The sequence below is a fragment of the Hoylesella enoeca JCM 12259 genome, from assembly GCF_000613405.1.
GTDB classification, from domain to species: Bacteria; Bacteroidota; Bacteroidia; order Bacteroidales; family Bacteroidaceae; genus Prevotella; species Prevotella enoeca.
In genome coordinates, this window is sequence record NZ_BAIX01000004.1 from 48,940 (window position 1) to 68,669 (window position 19,730).

13 protein-coding genes, 1 tRNA gene and 3 pseudogenes are annotated in these 19,730 nt (G+C 46.4%); 11 read left to right on the forward strand and 6 right to left on the reverse strand.

From position 1 onward, the window contains the following. Positions 1–231: 231 nt before the first annotated feature. The 9 genes and pseudogenes from JCM12259_RS02400 to JCM12259_RS02440 all read left to right on the forward strand — a co-directional run bounded on the left by JCM12259_RS02400 (position 232) and on the right by JCM12259_RS02440 (position 11,211). Positions 232–309: transfer RNA gene (locus JCM12259_RS02400), tRNA-Val, on the forward strand. A gap of 127 nt (positions 310–436) precedes the next feature. After that, a pseudogene (gene purB / locus JCM12259_RS13410) lies at positions 437–1,782 on the forward strand (adenylosuccinate lyase). A gap of 54 nt (positions 1,783–1,836) precedes the next feature. Then, complete coding sequence (locus JCM12259_RS17815; protein WP_441294689.1) at positions 1,837–2,535, forward strand: hypothetical protein; 699 nt, start codon at positions 1,837–1,839, stop codon at positions 2,533–2,535. Then, positions 2,532–3,293, forward strand: a complete 762-nt coding sequence (locus JCM12259_RS17820) for a pseudouridine synthase (protein ID WP_441294690.1) — start codon at positions 2,532–2,534, stop codon at positions 3,291–3,293. Before JCM12259_RS17815 ends, JCM12259_RS17820 begins: the two co-directional genes overlap by 4 nt. Positions 3,294–3,406: 113 nt before the next feature. Continuing rightward, a complete protein-coding gene (gene asnS / locus JCM12259_RS02415; RefSeq protein ID WP_036888425.1) occupies positions 3,407–4,804 on the forward strand; it encodes an asparagine--tRNA ligase in 1,398 nt (465 codons plus the stop codon). Between the two features lie 363 nt (positions 4,805–5,167). Continuing rightward, on the forward strand, positions 5,168–8,944 hold the full coding sequence (locus JCM12259_RS02425; RefSeq protein ID WP_036888427.1) for a coiled-coil domain-containing protein: 3,777 nt from the start codon (positions 5,168–5,170) through the stop codon (positions 8,942–8,944). Positions 8,945–9,022: 78 nt separating this feature from the next. Next, positions 9,023–9,547, forward strand: a complete 525-nt coding sequence (locus tag JCM12259_RS02430) for a hypothetical protein (protein WP_025065277.1) — start codon at positions 9,023–9,025, stop codon at positions 9,545–9,547. Positions 9,548–9,560: 13 nt separating this feature from the next. Next, positions 9,561–10,712 carry an OmpA family protein gene (locus JCM12259_RS02435; RefSeq protein ID WP_025065278.1) on the forward strand — a complete coding sequence of 384 codons (1,152 nt, stop codon included), beginning with the start codon at positions 9,561–9,563 and terminating at the stop codon, positions 10,710–10,712. A gap of 97 nt (positions 10,713–10,809) precedes the next feature. Next, entirely contained in the window at positions 10,810–11,211 is a 402-nt protein-coding gene (locus tag JCM12259_RS02440) for a DUF1573 domain-containing protein (protein WP_025065279.1), read from the forward strand. 479 nt (positions 11,212–11,690) lie between these two features. On the opposite strand, the gene JCM12259_RS02450 is transcribed toward JCM12259_RS02440, so the two are convergent. The 6 genes and pseudogenes from JCM12259_RS02450 to JCM12259_RS02475 form a co-directional block, all read right to left on the reverse strand. Beyond that, positions 11,691–12,551 (reverse strand): hypothetical protein, encoded by an 861-nt coding sequence (locus JCM12259_RS02450; protein WP_025065281.1) that lies wholly within the window; start codon positions 12,549–12,551, stop codon positions 11,691–11,693. A 97-nt stretch (positions 12,552–12,648) separates the two neighbouring features. Then, positions 12,649–13,898 (reverse strand): annotated as a pseudogene (locus JCM12259_RS13420) (ABC transporter permease). Positions 13,899–13,904: 6 nt separating this feature from the next. Continuing rightward, positions 13,905–15,074, reverse strand: a complete 1,170-nt coding sequence (locus tag JCM12259_RS02460; protein WP_025065282.1) for an ABC transporter permease — start codon at positions 15,072–15,074, stop codon at positions 13,905–13,907. Positions 15,075–15,092: 18 nt separating this feature from the next. After that, a pseudogene (locus tag JCM12259_RS13425) lies at positions 15,093–16,078 on the reverse strand (HlyD family secretion protein). Positions 16,079–16,085: 7 nt separating this feature from the next. Continuing rightward, positions 16,086–17,576, reverse strand: a complete 1,491-nt coding sequence (locus tag JCM12259_RS02470; RefSeq protein WP_025065283.1) for a TolC family protein — start codon at positions 17,574–17,576, stop codon at positions 16,086–16,088. Next, entirely contained in the window at positions 17,576–18,448 is an 873-nt protein-coding gene (locus tag JCM12259_RS02475) for a DUF8429 coiled-coil domain-containing protein (RefSeq protein WP_025065284.1), read from the reverse strand. Before JCM12259_RS02475 ends, JCM12259_RS02470 begins: the two co-directional genes overlap by 1 nt. 557 nt (positions 18,449–19,005) lie before the next feature. On the opposite strand from JCM12259_RS02475, the gene JCM12259_RS16885 reads away from it, so the two are divergent. Together JCM12259_RS16885 and JCM12259_RS02485 are read left to right on the forward strand one after the other, a co-directional pair. Continuing rightward, positions 19,006–19,146: a hypothetical protein gene (locus JCM12259_RS16885; RefSeq protein ID WP_172793007.1), complete on the forward strand. Its 141-nt coding sequence runs from the start codon at positions 19,006–19,008 to the stop codon at positions 19,144–19,146. 6 nt (positions 19,147–19,152) lie between these two features. After that, on the forward strand, positions 19,153–19,575 hold the full coding sequence (locus JCM12259_RS02485) for a type II toxin-antitoxin system VapC family toxin (protein ID WP_025065285.1): 423 nt from the start codon (positions 19,153–19,155) through the stop codon (positions 19,573–19,575). The last annotated feature ends 155 nt before the right edge of the window (positions 19,576–19,730 follow it).

Consider the following 19,730-nt stretch of genomic DNA (forward strand, 5'->3'; position numbering starts at 1 on the left):
TTAACGGTTAAATACAATGCGTTTAACCGTTATGTAGCGCACATGAAAGCCTATACGGTCGTCCTAATGTTATGTTGTCGTTTTTGAATGTGCTGTTGACGCATTGCGGTTGCACCGTTTTCTCACTAAAAATGACATATATTTCTCATGATGAAGAAAAAAGTTTTGAAAAGATTTGGTAATCTCAAAAAACTGTTGTAACTTTGCAACCGCTTTACCGATAGAAGTTGAGGGCGTTTAGCTCAGCTGGTTTAGAGCATCTGCCTTACAAGCAGAGGGTCGGGGGTTCGAATCCCTCAACGCCCACCAAGAGAGATTCCGCAATTCTCGTAAGAGGTTTTTGCGGAATCTTTCTTTTTAGAAGTTTTATCACAAAATATTGTTGTCGTGTCGATTTTAATGTGTAATTTTGTACACAGAATAATGATATATCAATATGACGCTTGACTTATTGACCGCTATATCACCCATTGATGGTCGTTATAGGGGCAAAACTGAGCCTTTGGCCGATTACTTCTCAGAATATGCGTTGATCCGTTATCGCGTGCGGATAGAAATCGAATATTTCATTGCATTATGCGAATTGCCTTTGCCGCAACTGGCTCCTTTGGATAAAACGCTATTTGATCGGTTGCGTGACATCTATCTAAACTTCGGTGAAAATGAGGCTCGCAGGGTGAAAGCCATTGAAGAAGTGACCAATCATGACGTCAAGGCTGTGGAGTATTTTATTAAGGAAGCGTTTGATCAGATCGGCGGATTAGAGGCCTATAAGGAGTTTGTTCATTTCGGACTCACGTCGCAAGATATTAACAATACGAGTGTGCCGCTCTCTGTGAAAGAGGCTTTGGAACACGTGTTTTATCCGCAAGTGGAGGCGTTGATCGCACAGTTGCACGCGTATGCAGATGAATGGAAAGACGTGCCGATGCTGGCCCGCACTCATGGACAACCCGCTTCGCCCACGCGCTTAGGCAAGGAAGTGATGGTGTTTGCCTATCGACTGACGGAGCAACTGAATCTGTTGAAAGCCTGTAAACCGACAGCCAAATTCGGAGGAGCTACCGGTAATTTCAATGCACACCATGTGCTTATCCTGATTTCGACTGGAAAGAATTTGGAAATCAATTTGTTCGCGAAAAGTTAGGACTCGAACGCGAGGCATATACCACGCAGATCAGCAACTATGATCACCTGGGAAGCGTGTTTGATGGCATGCGGCGGATCTATACGATCATCCTCGATTTAGACCGGGATTTCTGGATGTATATTTCGATGGATTATTTCAAACAGAAGATTAAAGCCGGTGAAGTGGGATCGAGTGCGATGCCGCACAAGGTGAATCCGATCGATTTTGAAAACAGCGAGGGGAATTTGGGAATTGCAAATGCTATTCTTCAATTCCTGGCACAGAAATTGCCGGTGAGCCGATTGCAACGTGATCTGACCGATTCCACAGTGCTGCGCAATGTGGGAGTGCCGATGGCGCATGGCTTGATTGCCATCCAGAGCACGCTGAAAGGGCTGCGCAAGCTCATTCTTCACGAAGAAAAGTTGCACGAAGATTTGCATGAAGCATGGGCTGTGGTGGCCGAAGCCATTCAGACGATCCTGCGTCGTGAAGGTTATCCGCATCCGTACGAGGCATTGAAAGCGCTCACCCGAACCAATCAAAAGATGACAAAAGAAACCATTCATGCATTTGTTGAAACGCTACATGTCGGTGATGAAGTCAAGAAAGAATTATTGGCGATAACGCCTTACAACTATACAGGGATTTAAGGAATAACTATTTATTAACGTGCCGTGAGGCAACAAGAAAGCAGAAAGTAATTTATGGATTCAGAATTAGAAAACAAACAACAAGATTCATCAACAGAACAGAATCAGAACAACCGTGAAAGTATCCAACCGGAAGGTTATTATCAGAGAGAGCATCGTAGTGGCGTGAGACCGCAACGTCCGCGTATTCACACGTCACGCGCTTACAATACAGGTCGAAATAATGATGGAGACGGCGGTGGATTCCGCCCCGAAGGTTTTGGTAGCGGTCTTCAATCGGGCGGTGATGAGATGCAACCCCGTCAGTATCGACCACGTTTCAATAACAATGGCGGTGGCTATCAACCACGCCAAGGTGGTTATGGACAACCTCGCCAGGGCGGTTATCGTCCTCGCTACAATAACGATGATGATAATGGTGGCGGCTATCAACCACGCAAGGTGGCTATGGACAACCTCGTCAGGGCGGTTATCGTCCTTATTATAGTAATAATGGTATGGACGGCGGCTATCAACCACGTCAAGGCGGCTATCAACCGCGTGAGGGCTATCAGTCTCGTCAGGGTGGTTATCAACCTCGTGTTGAGGGTGGTTATCAGCCCCGAGGAGCTTATAACAACAATCGTGGTGGCTATAATCGCGGCGGTTACAACAATAATCGCGGTGGTTATAACAATCGTGGCGGCTATAATCAAGGTGGCGGTTATCGTCAACGGACGGCCGATTATGACCCGCATGCTAAATACAGCATGAAGAAACGCATTGAATATAAAGAAGAACATGTCGATCCCAATGAGCCGATTCGTTTGAATAAGTTTCTTGCTAATGCCGGTGTTTGCAGTCGTCGCGAGGCCGATGAATTCATTCAAGCTGGTGTGGTAACGGTCAATGGCACTGTGGTTACGGAACTCGGAACAAAGGTTTTGCGTTCGGACGCCGTTGTGTTTCATGAACAACCCGTTTCGTTGGAGAAGAAAGTATATGTGCTTCTCAACAAACCGAAAGACTGCGTAACCACCAGCGATGATCCGCAACAGCGCAAGACGGTGATGGATTTGGTGAAAGACATTTGTCCGGAGCGTATCTATCCCGTTGGTCGTTTGGATCGAAACACAACCGGTGTGTTGCTGCTGACCAATGACGGAGATCTTGCCAGCAAGCTCACTCATCCCAAGTTCTTGAAAAAGAAGGTATATCACGTGTTCCTGGACAAGAATGTTACCGCTCACGATTTGCAACAGATTGCCGAGGGTATCACGTTAGACGACGGCGAGATACATGCAGATGCCATTGAATATGCCAATGAAACGGCGAAGAATCAAGTGGGTATTGAAATTCACAGCGGTAAAAATCGCATTGTGCGTCGTATCTTCGAGAGTTTAGGTTATCGCGTGATCAAACTCGATCGTGTACAGTTTGCCGGTCTGACTAAGAAAGGACTCCGCCGTGGCGATTGGCGTTTCCTGACCGAAAAAGAAGTTGAAATGCTGCGCATGGGCGCATTTGAATGATAAAATAAAGGGTAAGTTGCGGCTTAAATTTTATGAATGGGGAAAAATAAGAAACGTAAGTAATTAGTCGTTAAGACTTACCAATTTTAGCGAATATAGAAAGGAAGCTAACAATGATAAAGAGAACAAAAGTTGTTGAGGTACTTCGGCGCACAGATTTCGGCTCTATTGTGAATGTCAGAGGATGGGTGCGGACGCATCGTAGCAGTAAAGCGGTCGATTTTATTGCACTGAATGACGGCTCGACCATTAAAAATGTGCAGGTTGTAGTCAATCCCGCCAACTTCGATGAAAGTCTCTTGAAACAACTCACCACAGGTTCTTGCATCAGTGTTGTGGGCGAACTTGTGGAGAGTCAAGGGCAAGGTCAGACGTCGGAAATCCAATGTCAAAGCATCGAGCTCTATGGAACTTGTGGCTCTGATTATCCGATGCAGAAAAAGGGACAGAGTTTCGAGTATATGCGCCAATATGCACATTTGCGGTTGCGCACCAATACTTTCGGAGCGGTTATGCGCATTCGGCATAACATGGCCATTGCAATCCATCAGTATTTTCATGATCACGGTTTCTTCTATTTTCACACGCCGATTATTACTGCGAGTGATTGCGAAGGAGCGGGAGAGATGTTTCAGGTGACAACGCAGAATCTCTATGATCTGAAAAAAGGTGAAGACGGGAAAATCTCTTATGCCGATGACTTCTTCGGAAAGATGACCAGCCTCACTGTGAGTGGCCAGTTAGAGGGTGAATTGGGTGCAACGTCACTTGGACAGATATACACATTCGGCCCCACTTTCCGTGCAGAGAACTCCAATACGCCTCGCCACTTGGCTGAGTTTTGGATGGTTGAACCCGAAGTTGCCTTTATCGATCTGCCCGAACTGATGGATTTGGAAGAAGATTTCATCAAATATTGCGTTCGTTGGGCGTTGGATAATTGCAAAGACGATCTGGAATTTCTCAATAAGATGATTGACAAGACTTTGATTGATCGCTTACAGGGCGTCGTCAAAGAGTCGTTTGTTCGTCTGCCTTACACCGAGGGCATCAAGATTCTTGAAGAAGCCGTGGCGAAAGGTCACCAATTTGAATTCCCCATTGAGTGGGGAATGGATTTGGCCAGCGAACATGAGCGCTTCTTGGTGGAACAACATTTCAAGCGCCCTGTGATTATGACCGATTATCCCAAGGATATCAAGGCCTTCTATATGAAGATGAACGATGATGGGAAGACAGTGCAGGGCACTGATGTCCTATTCCCACAGATCGGTGAAATCATTGGCGGTAGTGTCCGTGAAGAGAATTATGACAAGCTGATGGGCGAGATCGAGCGTCGTGATATACCGATGAAAGATATGTGGTGGTATCTCGATACGCGTAGATACGGCACCTGTCCGCATGGTGGTTTTGGTTTAGGTTTCGAACGTCTTATCCTGTTCGTTACCGGCATGCAGAACATTCGTGATGTGATTCCATTCCCGCGTACGCCTAAATCAGCCGATTTTTAAAAGAAAACGGAAAATAAAAGATGAGCGATGAGGAATTTCTTCATCGCTCATCTTTTATCCTTTATCATTCCACCATATTATATATAGGAGAAACAGCGATGGAAAATCTGCTGCTGACTAACCGTTAGTCGCATGGCGTTTTACGGTCTTTCAGCCTCCGAATAGCCGTTAAATGCCGTGTAACTAACGGTTAGATACGTTAAGTCAATAGATTTTCTAACCTAAAATTAAAAAAATATCGTCTTTTGTTTGCACGTTTAGAGATTTCTCTTTATCTTTGTCGCGTGAAATCACAGCCTCTTGTATCGAGTGGTGGAGAGTATATATATAGATAAATATATTGTTTAATTTAAAATTCATCAAATGAAAAAAATCTTTAGTACGTTGCTTATGGGTGCGTTTTTCATCGCATCTGTGGGTATGTTTACGTCTTGTAAAGACTACGATGATGACATTAATGCTAATGCCAATGACATCGCAGCCTTGAAGACTCAACTTGCAACCTTGGATGCTGCCTTGAAGAAAGCGCAGGATGATATTAAGGCTGCAGCTGGTAATTATGCTACAAAGGCTGATATTAAGTCTTTGCAGGATCAGATCAAAAAGTTGGTAACTGCTGATGAATTGCAGAAAGCAATCGACCAGTGCAAAACTTTGATCGCCGGTAAGGCTGACAAAACTGAGCTCGACAAATTGAAGACTCAGGTGGACGCTATCGACAGCCGCTTGAACACACTCGGTACGACACTCAACACGCTTGATGGCGCAGTGAAAGCAGCACAAGCTAACTTGGCTGCTCAGGGCTATGCTTTCGACAAATTGGGTGAAGCTCTTGCCGGTAAGGCCGACAAGGCTGAGGTGGCTAAGCAGATCAAAGATCTGAAAGATCAGATTGCTCTCATCTCTGGTTCTGCTGCTTCTGTACAAACTCTTGCTGAGTTGAAAGAAAAAATGCAGAAACTCAGCGACCGTATTGATGAACAGGCTGCTCAGCTCAACTTGTTGACAGTACTCGTTAACAGAAGACTCTCCATGCTCGTTCTGCAACCTGCTTTCTATTGGGAAGGTCTTGAAGGTATCGAGTTGCCCGCTATCTACAATACACCGGTTTACGACTTTGAGGGTCAGGCTAAGTTCTCTTATAAGGTAATGGGTGCTTCTGGTCTTGAAGATATTAAGGTAACGGTTGATAACAGACAGCCTGTTGCAACTCCTAAGACCATCACCATTATGGATGGTGGCGTAGCAAACTATCATGTAGATCCTACTTCTGCAAGCTTCGAAGATGCTACTTTCGCTTTCTATACCAACGAAGCTGAAGTGAACACTCGTGCTGGTGTGGCTACGATTGCTACTCCGAAAGTTGCTAAGTTCGACAACAAAGTGAATGTGGTGAAGGATGGTATCTTGACAGTTCCATTCAAAGCTGATTTCAAGAGATTGAATGATTACTACGCAGCTTGGGTTGCTAATACTTCTTCTGATCCTACTCCCGCTAACAACGATTGGGGTGATCCCGAAGATAATGTGTCTTATGGCAATAAACTTCCGTTCATTGCATTACAAGCTAATTTCCCAGCAAAGGGAAAATTAGACGCATACACCATTACTTCTGACTATGGCGTGTTGACTCCTGCAAAGATCAAACTTCGTGCTCTTGCTGATAACGATCCTGATGAAGTGCTTGATCAGCACACCTTCATCAACTCTGCACCGCACGTAGGTGAGATTGGTGATAATCACCTCTACACTGCTCTCTATGGTGTAAGTGGAGAACTCTATGGCCAGACACATGCCGACGCTTTGACACACGGTGTAATCACTATGCCGGCAACTCACCAAGTTGTTTACAACGATAAGATCGATTTGAAGCCGTTCATCGAAACTCATGCAGATTATATCACATTTGCAAGATACGGAAAATCAAAGCATGATAAGAGTTTGACCGCAGCAGAACTCTCTGCTCTTGGCTTGAAGTATAAATTTACACTTGTTGACTATCGTCTTGGTGTGGAGACGACCAGTGAGTCTGCTCACATGGAACAGATTTCTGATGGTGTATTTGCTCCTCGCTCGGTAGATGCAAGCGGTAAGACAAAGCTTGGTCAGGTGGCTACTCGTGAAGTTATCGACCGTGAGCCATTGGTACGTGTTGACCTTGTTGATGATCAGAACAATGTCGTTCTCTACGGTTACATCAAGATCCGTATCGTTGCTTCTAAGGTTGAAGACAAGAAGGTTGAAGTTAACCTGAGCGACATCTACATGAATTGCGGTGATGAGGGTAAGATGACTTGGTCACAAGTCGAGAATTTGATTCTTTCTCAGCTCGGTACAAACGGTTTGACCAAGCAGGAATTCGAGAGAAATTACTATCTTGAAGTAGATAATGGTAGTCACGCTATGCCTACTCAGGCAACTGGCCCTCTCTACACTGCTGGTTGGCAAGCTGTTCGCTACACTGCTGCTGACGTTACCAAGAAGATTCTTGATAGCAATGCGAAGACTTATGGCCGTGTATGGTACACGCCGCATGACAATGCAACCAATCCTCATGCTTGGGATGCTCAGACCAACGTATTGGTATGGAATATCTCTAAGAATTCTCCTGCAAGTAACATGACTGATGCTAAGATCTTGGCATTTGAGAAAGATTATGGCGTAACTTATCAGTCTAAGGGGCTGAACACGAAAGATGTTTATACTTGGGTTCGCTTCATCAACAAGGTTGACGGTACGAGTGTTTGGGTTAAACTGAACTTCGCTCCGGGTAAGGTTCACTTCGCATACGGTAAGGTTGCTGGTAAGGACTTGCACCACTGGTTCAAGCTCAACTCAGCTTATGTACCTGGTACCGAAAGCGATCTCGATGTACATGCTAACGTTCCGTCTCCTGCTGAGGTTGGACAGATTGACCTGACTAATGATAAGTTCACAAAGGACGTTCGTGAATACTGGGTTAACAAGAAATTGCTCCTTACTCTTGAAAGCGAGAAAGCTAAGTTCAGCCAATTCTATACAGCTGCTGGTACCGTTAAGACAACTGTTGACTTTGAGTTCACATTGCCTGAAAAGGGTGTTAACAGTACTGTTAATGCTGCTGCTGACGGAACTTGGGTTGTAAGTGGTGCTTCTGGTTCTAAGTGGACTTTGAAACTGGGTGATAACAACCACACAATCTATGCTGTTAAGCAGGATGGCGTTGCTTTGGCAACACCGGAGAAGGTGGCTACTCTGAACCCGAATACTGACGATGGTACATACTCTATCCTCCACTACTTTGGTGACGAAGATAATAACAAGAATGCTGCTACCGATCTCTTGAACAAGATGGGTTACTATGACAATAAGGGTGAGGATATCCACATGAAGGATTATCTGACCGATAATATCGACAGAACATTCACCGCTTATGTTAAGGTTACTGCTTCTAAGGATCCGTGCTACGCTCCGTTGCTGGGCAACAACTTGTTCAACGTTCGCTTCATGCGTCCGATCAACGTATGGCCGAAGAATATTGAATGGACCGATGCCTTGAACTCAGTAGAGACAGTTAAACTCCAAGACTTGATTACGATCAAAGACTGGCGTGCAATGAATGTACTGGTTAACGGTACCTATGCTAACGGACAAGTTCCTTACAGCTTCTATGGAATTTCTTCTCTCTCTGTTATTCGTGAACAGATCCGCACGGATGCACCTTTGGCAGAGGCTACACGTAAGGGTGCTGCTCTGACAGATCCTGCTCAGATCATGACTCTCCCGTCTGTTGAGAATGTTCCTTCGTTGACAAGTTACACCACTTCCAGTGGTATCACAACAGCTAACTACTTGAAGTTGATCAACGGTTATGGAACAGAGGTATTCAACACTGCTGCTCATGGTATCTCCGGATTCGGATGGTCTCGCGGTAATACTGCTACGAAGAACTTCGGTCAGATCACTTATACAAACAACGGTGGTGGTGCTCAGATCTTCCACATCTACGTTCCTATCGCAGTGAAGTACAACTGGGGTAACGTGATCAATGAAAAGACCAATGCTTCTACCAGCGGTGTGAAGAAGGACTTGAACTACACACAAGTAGTTTGGGCTACGATCACTGTTAACAAGACAACTGGTTCGGCTAAGAGGAATTAATTTAGATTTCACAACCTAACCAACGTTTATAGAAGGGGTGTCAACTCGTTGGCACCCCTTTTCCCTAAGAATACAGATATGAGAAAAAGTGCAGTTTATCTTCTTTTACTTTCATTTCTTGTGATGGCGGCCGTGTCGTCTTGCGGTAAGAAGGAGAAGTCTGTGAAGCAGCTTGAGGATGAATTCCTTGTCCAGCCTAAGGATTCCTTTAACACCACAGATACGGCTGAAGTCAAGAAGTTGGTAGATGAGTTTATCTATCGGTTAAACCGTAAGGATATCAAAGCGGCAGTATCGATGTTGTCGTTTCTTGATGGTGACAGCATCATATCTCTTCCAAAGGATTTGGCTCGTCGTCAGGCCAGAACCTTGATGAATGTGCAAGGTGTCCGTTATACTGTTGAGAGGTTGGTATTTGATCAAGAGAAAGATAACATTGTGAAAGTTAATATCGTTCTCTTTGAGAAGAAAGCCGATGACCCGCGTCCTAACACGACAGCTTTATACCTAAAGCCCATTCGTCGTGACGGAAAATGGTATCTCACCACCGTTGATAATATGACAGATACGAACAACCTTGGAGGAACAAAAATTCAGAATTAATAGCTTGTTTGTTATGAAGAGTTTTAAATTACTTACGGCTGCGGCTCTCCTTGTATTGGGGAGTACGTCGGCAATGGCTCAGGCCACTTATACGGATAAGGAAGGCAATGAGTACCAATTTAAGAAGCACCTTTTCTTGAACCTTGAAGGAGGTGCCCAGTACACACTTGGCGAGGCCAAGTTTAAGGATCAGATCAGTCCGAACGTACAGTTCGGTCTCGGTTACCAGTTTTGCCCGGCGGTTGCTTTGCGTTTGCAGGCCAATGCTTGGCAGAGCAAAGGCGGCTGGAACGGTTATACCAACAGAGGAAAGATTCTGCCTCCGTTCACGGCCGACTATAAATATAAGTATGTGGCACCAGGTCTTGATCTGATGTTTAACTTATCTAACCTCTTCTGCGGTTGGAATCCCAACCGTGTGTTTAATCTGACAGCCTTTGTGGGTGGCGGAGCCAACATTGCATGGGGCAACGATGAGGTGAATGACCTTTCCAAAGGCATTGCCAACGTTGTGCCTTACAACCTTGAATATCTCTGGGATGGCACCAAGGTTTTGCCTTACGGTCGCGGTGGTTTAGAAGCCAGCTTCCGTTTGAGCAATGCCGTGAAACTCGTTGTCGAAGGGAATGCCAATATCCTGTCGGATAAATACAACTCGAAGAAAGCAGGCAATGCTGACTGGTATTTCAATGGATTGGTAGGTTTGCGAATCAATTTGGGTAAGACCTATACCAAGAAAGAGCAGGCAGCTCCTGTTGCAGAAGAAGTGGTTGTTGCCGAAGAGGTCGCACCTGCTCCTGCCGTAGAACCCGCTCCTGCTCCTGTTGTTGAAGAGAAGGCCGAACCGTTGCGTCGTGATATCTTCTTCACGATCAACTCTTATAAGGTGCGTGCTTCCGAGCTTCAGAAAGTACAGGAAATCGTAGATTATCTGAACAAGACTCCTGAGGCAAAAGTTGCCGTAACCGGTTATGCCGATGCCGGCACGGGTAATGATAAGATCAATGATCGGATCGCCGCACAGCGTGCTGCCTCTGTTGTCAAGATGCTGAAAACGCAGTATGGTATTTCTGCCGACCGCATCACCTCAGACAGCAAGGGCGCTCGTGTGCAGCCGTTTGCCGAGAACGACAAAAACCGTGTCTCGATCTGCATAGCAGAGTAAGACGGTGTGATCATAAGTCCGCTGCCTGAGTTGTAGTGGAATCTAAAAATCGGGCAATGGGTTTCATTCAGAGGACCCATTGCCTTTTTAAATTTCTATGAAACAGATTTATGGACTAATAGTGGTGTCACTGCTCCTAATCAGTTGCGGGAGAGGGCAGAAACCTGTGGCGAATGCGCAAACCACGGTGAAGTTCTACATGACAGATCATGACTTCGGCACCTATGCAGAGCGAGAATCCAAAACCTGCTCGTTTGTCTTTCGGAACGAAGGTTCTAAACCCTTGGTTATCAGCCGTGCAGAAGCCGACTGCGGATGCACGACCGTTGCCTTCCCGAAACGTCCCATTGCACCTGGCAAGAAAGACAGCCTCATCATCACCTATGATGGTAACGGGTTCACGCCCGGTGCTTACCGCAAATGGATCACCGTGCAGACCAACGGAGCCGACACTGCCATCATGCTGACGATTCGTGGGCGCTATGAACCCATTGATTGACAGGTAGTTTCAAACCATGATTCTTGCCTCCATTCCCGTTGAGTCAGCGCGTTGACAAATCAGCGAGTTGGCAAGAATCATCTGCACGATCTCCATGGATCGTCCCATTTAATGTGGCTTTATCCAAAGATTTATGTTGAACGCTCTGCTCATAGAGGGGTAAAGCCTATCTCATTTTGTTACACTCTCATCGTGTAAGCTCGTTTGTTGAGCGTCCGGGCTGAATCTAAACTCACAGAAAAGGAAGAGCACATAAGGTATGGTTTGATAAATGGCTCTATCTATTTTTCTTGCCGACAAGTCCTATGGGAGTGAGGCAGAGATCTACTACTTGTGGGGCAGCGGGATAGGAGTTGTCGTTTGGTGGAATAAGATGAGGAAAAATAATGAAGTGAAAAAGATATGGCAGAGAAAGAATCGAATTGATTATTTTGATCTTCTTTCTCTGCCAGATTTTATAGGGTCGATCCGAGGATAAATTATTTTCTTTTCGCACCTTTCAGCCAGAGGTAAATACCTAAGCCGATGAATAACAGGAGGATGCAGGATAGCTGAAAGGCGTATCGCTCGGGTTCCACCCAGAACTCCTTGAAGAAGTTGATACGGCCGAGTATTTCAACGGGTGTCCAAAAGATGATGACAGTGGCGATGGCCATTCGGATATTAGCTCCCCAGGCGGCTAATTTCAGTTGACGCTTGAACATGAAGAATGAACCGACCAGGCAACCCAGTCCGACGAGAAAAGTAATGGGGTGGTGGTCGCCGAGGAATTGTTTGTCATAGCAGAACATCAGCAGGAGATAAAGCCCCCAGAGCATCATGTTGAGTTCCATGAATGTGACGATGCTAGTGTGACGTGTCATCGGTTGGGGAGCAATGATGCGCCGCTTGTCTCGGAAGCACACTTTCTGTATCCAGGTAATGAAGTCGCACCCGTTTTTCGTACTGAATATATACATCGTCATGATCATGATCCACATGCCGAATGTGGCGGGCATGATGAGATATTCGGGCTTGGTCACCACCACGCCGTTTTCGATTTCGGGTTGCACACCGTAGCGTCGGGCATAATACAAGAAGAGAAATTCCACCCATCCCGTCCAAAAGAGGAGTCCGCCGAAGAGTCCCCACAGGGTTTGTCGGGTGTCGCCTTTGGCGAAAACCCCGATGATGACGAGAACCAGTCCGACGAGTCCCATGGAGAAACCTGCGTAGTGCATCGCTTGTGGCGACATGAGTCGCTCCATCATGATCATCAGTGCATGTCCCAAAGGCATTGAAAATAAGACCAATAAGAAAGAGGCGATTGTCCGCCACCAATAATTCTGCTTTGTTTTCATTTCCTTGATAAAACTGTGATACTGTTAACAACGATAGTGATATGTAGATGATCTTGCCCGAGTTAGTCTGGCTTGCGGCTCTTTTATAGGGGCAATACTATTTTAATTGACGAGTGATCTTGGCTTTGATGGCATTGAGTCGCTCCACGGCATGGCGGCGTGACTGAATGATCTGGTAGCGATAGACGGCACAAGTGGCGAAGAAGTAGATGATGACTTGGAGCATAGCATTTGATATTCGGAACGGATATCGGTCAGGGTAGCTCCCATCGTGTTGAGCCTTACGAAACCACGGATACCGAATGTGGAGGGGAAGAAACATGCGATGGCTTGCCATACACCGGGGATATTGCTCTGTGGCCAAGATACGCCGGAGAGGAAGAGTAGAGGTATGGAGGTGAAAACAACCAGGAGCATGACGTTCTCGCGGTAGCGAATGGTGCACGAGAGCATCATACCGAAGAAGATGGTGGACAGGAGGTAAGGAACCATAAGTCCTAAGAGGTCGCGCCCTTCGATGATTTGTACGAAGCCAAAAAGGCGGGGTACGGCCAGTGCCAGATAGGCCGCCATCACGCAATAAACCATGAAGTAACAAGAGGATTTGCCCAAAACGATTCGGAAGAGTCCATTATAATGCCGACTGATGGGCACAAGGTCGCTGTAACGATTGTTTTCCCGGGCCGTTCCCGCAGCCAGCCCGATACCGAGGAGCAATGTTTGGTGAAGAATGAGCATCAAGACGCCGGGGATGATAAAGTCGGCATAGCCACCGGTGCTGTTGAAGATCGGAACCTCAGCAAAGTCGAGCGGCTGGATGGTGATCTGCTCATCCTGCTTGGTGAAGTTGCGGGATTGGGCGAGCTGGATACCGGCATTCATTTTTCCGACAACGGATGTGGCGGTTTGGTAGATGGCCTTGTAGTTGAGCATGATGCTCATGTCGCAGTAGATGCCGATGGTTGCCTGCTCACGTCGGTTGATTCGAGTGCCGAAGTTGGCGGGGATATAGATGACGCCTTTCACTACTTGTTTGCCGATGAGCAGCTTGGCATCGTCTAAGCTGTTGCAGTGATAGACCACGTCGACGTCGGGCGAGGCATCATACTGGCATATGAATGCGCGGCTCTGTTCGCTATGAGATAGGTCGACAACGGCTACGGGTACTTCGCGTACCACCTGGTTGTTGTAGATCCACGAATAGAGTAGGGGATAGAGGAGCGGCACCAGGATGAAGAAGATCAGCACCCCTTCGTCTTTAACGGTGCTCCTCATCTCTCGCGCCCAGATATAACACATATCTTGGATGCCCTCTCGTATGTGATGTAGCAAACTGTCCTTTCTCATTTCGGGTTAAGGGATGTAAACGTATTCGAGCATTGCCTTTCTGATACGATAGACGACAAGCAACGGGAGGGCGGCAAACAAGATCAGTGCAGCCACGTACGGCCAGGCGTCAAGCAAGGAATAGCCGTTGAACACATTGATTTGGTAGATCATAAAATAGTGGCGCATCGGGAAAAGCCATGCCAAAGCCTCAATCTCGGGACCCATGGCAGAGAGGGGAAAGGTGGCGCCCATTATGCTGAAACTCAATGCGGCCCACAGCGAGCAGACACTCATAGACATTCGGAGCGAAGGGATCAAACCGAATGTGAATATTCCGAATCCTTGAGCCGAGAGCACCGTGAGCAGGCCGAGCAACAGGATGGAGCCAAGTCCGCCCGCATGAGGAAAGCCCATGACATAAAACACATAGAACAAATAAGCGTAGATGATGGTGAGGAAAATCAGGAACTGCGGTAACATCTTACCCGTGAGTGCTATCCAGATGTCGTTGCCCGCTATTCGCATCCATTCTTTGGATCGGGTGAATTTCAGTTCTGTTCCGATGGAGTAAGCCGTGATCAAGAAGATAAATAGCATCAGACATGCCGGGGGGAGTGTGGTGCTGAGGTAAACGTTATAGTTGATTTCAGGATTGTTGATGGGGTGCAGATCGATGGTGATGGGTTGCAGGAAAGTGCGAATTTCCTCATCGGTCTTACCGATTGCCGATAGTTTGGCCTTTCCGACAGCTGCCGAACCTAATGTGGCGATGGTTTTCAGATCGCGAAACAGCAAAGCTCCCGAGGTGATCGAAGCATAGCTGTAATAGAATGAGATCTTGGGACGACGCGAAGCCAGCAATTTGTCTGTCGTTCCTTCGGGAAAGTAGATAAAGGCATAAATCTCATTGCGCTGTATGGCGTTACGGGCTTCGTTGATATTGGGATAGTGCGCAACGATGTCGGTAGACTGAAAGGCATCCAATCTGCGGGTGAGCGCTCGTGTGGTGGCTGTGTTATCCTGGTCTACAACTCCCACCGGCATATTGGTGGGTTGCCCTTCGTCCATTAGGGAGGTGAAAAACACCACTACAACGATGGGGAAGATGACCATACAGAAGAGGTAAATGGGATTGCTGCGCAGGATGCCGCACTCCCTGACAGCCACTCGAATTATTTGTTTTAACGCCTTCACGCCTTGCTTTTTAGGCTGTTATTCCTTGATGATTAGTGACATCCCAGGACGCAGTCCATCGAATCTCTGGATGGGCCGTGCCTTGATCTCGAATGTTTTCAGATCATATTGCCCGTTGGTCTTCGTTGCTTTCCAAACGGCGTAGGATCCTTGGTCCTTGATGTAGAAAATCTTCATCGTCAGACTCTTGTTAAATGCTGGAGAGAAAGCAGTGAATGTGTCGCCTATTTTCAGTCCTTTGAGTTGATCTTCGCGCACATTGAAGGTGCCCCACATGTCTTTCAATATCGAAATACTCATGATCGGTGAACCAATACCGACCAACTCGCCCACCTTGGGATAGACATCGCTGACCTCACCTTCCATCGTTGCCACTTGCACTGTCTCTTTGAGCAAAGACTTGACCACGTTGACTGCTCCGCGAGCGGCTGTTACTTGGCTGGCCGCGGCTTGTTTCTCTTCGGCTCTGGAGCCGTTGCGTGCCATGTCATATTGACTTTTGGCTGCGAGCACTTGTGCCTGTGTGGCTTTATAGGCGGCGAAAGCTCATCGCGTTTTTGGGCACTCAACACGCCTTCATCATACAGGTTCTGCACTCGGTTATATGACTTCTTGGCGATTTCACTGGCTGCCAAGGCCTGTTGCCACAGTTGGTAAGCTCCCTGAATCTGTTCGCGGCGTGCACCGTTGTCTGCCATTCGGCTGACGGCTGCTGCTGCGCGCTCTGTACCTTCGGCTACTTGTTTCTGCGCATCCACTTCCGGAACTTCCAATATGGCTAATGTGTCGCCTGCGTGTACGAAGTCGCCTTCCTTTACACGCAGCTCTACCACTCGGCCAGGGAGCTTGCTGGATACCCTGTATTCGGTGACTTCCACTTCGCCTTGAATGATTTCCGGCGTACTGCCGAGGGTGAAGAATCCAATGACTGCCACAATGACCACCACCGCCACGAATCCGATGATGGCGAGCATAATGTTATTGTGCTGTGATTTTGCTGACATAATCTTCTTAATATTGTAATGTGCCAAGCGCCTTTTCGAGGTTCACCTGGCTTAATTTAACTTCAATTTCCGCATCTATCTTTTGTGTCTGGGCTTGTAACCAGGCCGTTTGAGCTGCTATCACATCGGTAGACTGTATCACTCCTTCCTTGAAACCGAGGTTGGCACAACGCAGATTCTCTTCGGCACGCTCGGTGTTCTTGACGGCCATGACGAGTTTCTTGGTTGCCTCTTTTACCTTGAACGTACTCTGGTTGACTTGCAATTCCACTTTCTCTTGTGCATCGCTCAGCTCCATCTGTGCAATATTTGTCATCGCCTTGGTGGCATTGACTTTATATCTACCTTCAAACCAACTCCAAACCGGTAGGCGAACCATCAGGCCGATATGGAAATAGCCAGAGAATTTACGCTCAAATCCATTGAAAACATTTGGGTTCGACATCGTATAACCGCCCACTGCTGCCACTTGTGGAAGGTAAGCGGCACGTGCAAGGCGCGTGCCCTGCTTGCTGATCGCTACGGTGCTCGCCAGCATTTTGAGCTCGGGACGATTGTCAATGGCTGTTTGCACCGTGCCTTTATCAACCGAAACAGCTGTGTTGAGGTTTTCTTTGTCTTCATCTACCAGCTTGATGTCGTCTGTCATCGGAATGCCACAGAGCTGGCACAGATACATCTTGGCCAACACAAGACCATCATCAACTTGTGTCTTAGCCATTTCAGCCTCGTTCACTTTAACGTCCACTTTCAGTCCATCGGCACGAGTCGCTACGCCTTCTTTGATCATTTTGTGGACATCATCATCCAATTTCTGCACCAGTTTCAAGTAACTGTCGGCCAAAGTCTGTTTGTGTCGTAAAGAGACCACAAGCCAATAGCTTTGATCAATGTCGTATAATGTAGACTGAATCTTACTGTCGATGCTATAATCGGCTAATTGTTCGCTGATGTCTGCAATCTTATTGGCCGCCGTGATGGCTCCACCCATATAGATCGGTTGACGAACCAACACAGAAGCAACGAATATATTCCGTGTGTCGGTGCGAAAAGCATTGCGCACTTTTTGTCCGGCCTCGTTTAGAGAGTTGGAAAGCGAAGTCCCAACTTGGTTTAATATATTGCCGAACAAGGAGGCCTGTCCCGGTGTGATAATACCTTTCTGGGCGAGATCAGTAATGAGTGGCGTGATATCATTGCCGATTTTTGTACCCACAGAAGTACCAAAATTGCTCAATGCATCCTTTTGTCGCTTGTTGAGAATCGAAATCTCCCGACTGGTAAACTGATAAGCACCCACTGCATCCATTTTAGGCAAATATTTGGTGCGTACAGCTTTGCGCGCATTGAGGGCCACATCTCGGTTTAATTTGGAGATATTCAGCTGCTTGTTGTTGCGCAACGCCAATGCACGACAACTGTCTAATGAAAGCATGCGTTGTGCTTTCATGGGCAGAATCGCACTGACAAGCAGCAGGAAAGCGAATATTCTTTTCATCATTTGAACGTAAAACTCTTAGAACCGATCATATTCCCGTCAGCAAAAATACTGACTCCGTAAGTTCCGCTGACCAATGCCTGTGAAACGGTCCAATACATCACGACGGCCGTTTCTTGTCCGCCATACTCCACAGTCTTTTTCATCGTGCATTGCAGCGTGCGGTTTTCATAAGCAAAAGAACCCGCTCCACCGAGTATTCCACCCGTAGGCGAAGTGATGCGCACATAGATATTCTTGACACCGCTTGTAGCTGTGACATTTTTGGCAAGGCTGAAATTGAGTTGCAACAACTTGCATTTGCTTGCATCGTCGGTGTTTTTCCCTCGTTTATTCTTACCTGCCAGATTGATACTGATGGCATCCAGTTGAGAGGCAATAGCCACTTTCTCTGACAATGAAGCCTTCTCTGTGTTCAATCCTTCAATCTGCCGCGTCGCCTCTTCATATTGGCCCTTCACCCGTGTATTCTCTGCAGTAAGATTTTGATTGAGTCTGTTCAAGGAATCAATCTCAATGACATAGCTCCGAAGCACCGCGCGTACAGTGGCGAGTTCTCTTTTCAGTCGGGCAATCTCGCGTGCATCGTTGCTCTTCACGCTTTTCAGCTCAGCCAACAAGCGTTGGGTCCGCTCTTGTTCAGCGGTGAGTTGCGCCACGATCGAGTCGTTATTGATCTGCGATTTCATCTCGCTGTATTGGTTGGCAAACTGCTGGTATTCGTTTTCCATTTCTTTCTTGTCGAGTTCGGCCAACTCTTGCATTTCCTTGTTTGCCTGTCTCTGCTGGTTCAAAGTCAATGCGAGATACACGATACCACCGATCAGTAGCACGCCGATAATGATGAGCGGGATGAAGATTTTCTTATTCATATAATACTATATTGTAGCAAATCGATTGCAAGTGCAAATTTAAACGTTTAATCTCAAACAGCAAAGGAAAAGACCTTGCAAGTTTTTATAAACTTAAAATTTAGCATTTTGTAACCATAAGAGGTTAAGAATATGTGAAGTGCGCCGATACTTGCCATTCCGTTTCATTTTAAAGTCGAGTGTTCCTGTTATAAACATCCCTCCATCTTTTTGTTTTAAATCCGAGCGTGAAAGGCCTTTCAGACACCCCTATTTATCGACATTCGGAGTCAAATGGAGTGACCGAGCTTGCAACTAACGGTAAATCAGCGTGCAATTAAGCGTTAGTTGCACTGCAAAAGACGGTGAGTTGGACGATGACTCATGCTTAGTTAGAATCCCATCCATTTTGATCCCGCACGTGCCATCCATCCCGTTGCATCGGAACGGATAGCCACCTCGTGAGAGGAATGAGTAAGTGACATATATTAATTAAAGTAGATTTATTCTTTGAACATTTGTGTGCATGTCCATATTTTTGTAACTTTGCCTCACAAACCAATCAAATCACGAGCAATATGGAAAAAAAAATCACAAAAAGCATTGCGAAGAAGCAAAAGACGACAGAGGAACCCAAAAGAAAGTATAGCAAGACATGGGAGGCTGCAATGAAGTATAAAGGAATATTGTATGTAAATGATCCTAAATTTCTGGTATAGTCGTTTATGCGGTATTTAATTGATACAAACATTTTCGTTTTTATCGCAACAGATACGGATTCGCTTAGCAGAGACGTCATTGCTCTTATTCAAGAACCGGACGCTCTGCTTTATATCAGTGCAGAATCTGTGCGCGAACTGATTCTCGCTTTTAACTCCAAGGGATTAGGTTCAAAGGTTTGGAAAACGGCAGAAGAAATGGTAGAGGATATCGAAGCGAAATTCAATATTGTGATTCTTCCTCTGAAAAAAGAGCATATGCGAACTTATGCGCGGCTAAGACTTAACAAACAACAGGGGCATAAAGATCCGTCCGACCATATTATTATTGCTCATGCCATTACCGAACACCTCCCACTCATTTCGAGTGATAGTCGTTTCCCTTATTATCGCAGGCAGGGACTTGATTTGATTTTTAACCGTCGGTAAACGTTTTTTAGTAAAAAACTTGTGAGTTTCAAAAACATTGCTTACCTTTGCGGCCGTTAATTGATAATTCTTAGCCCCCTAAGTTAGGGGGTTGGGGGTCTGAACAAGAGCGAATTGACAGTTGATAGTTATTAGTATGACAATGAGAGCAAATA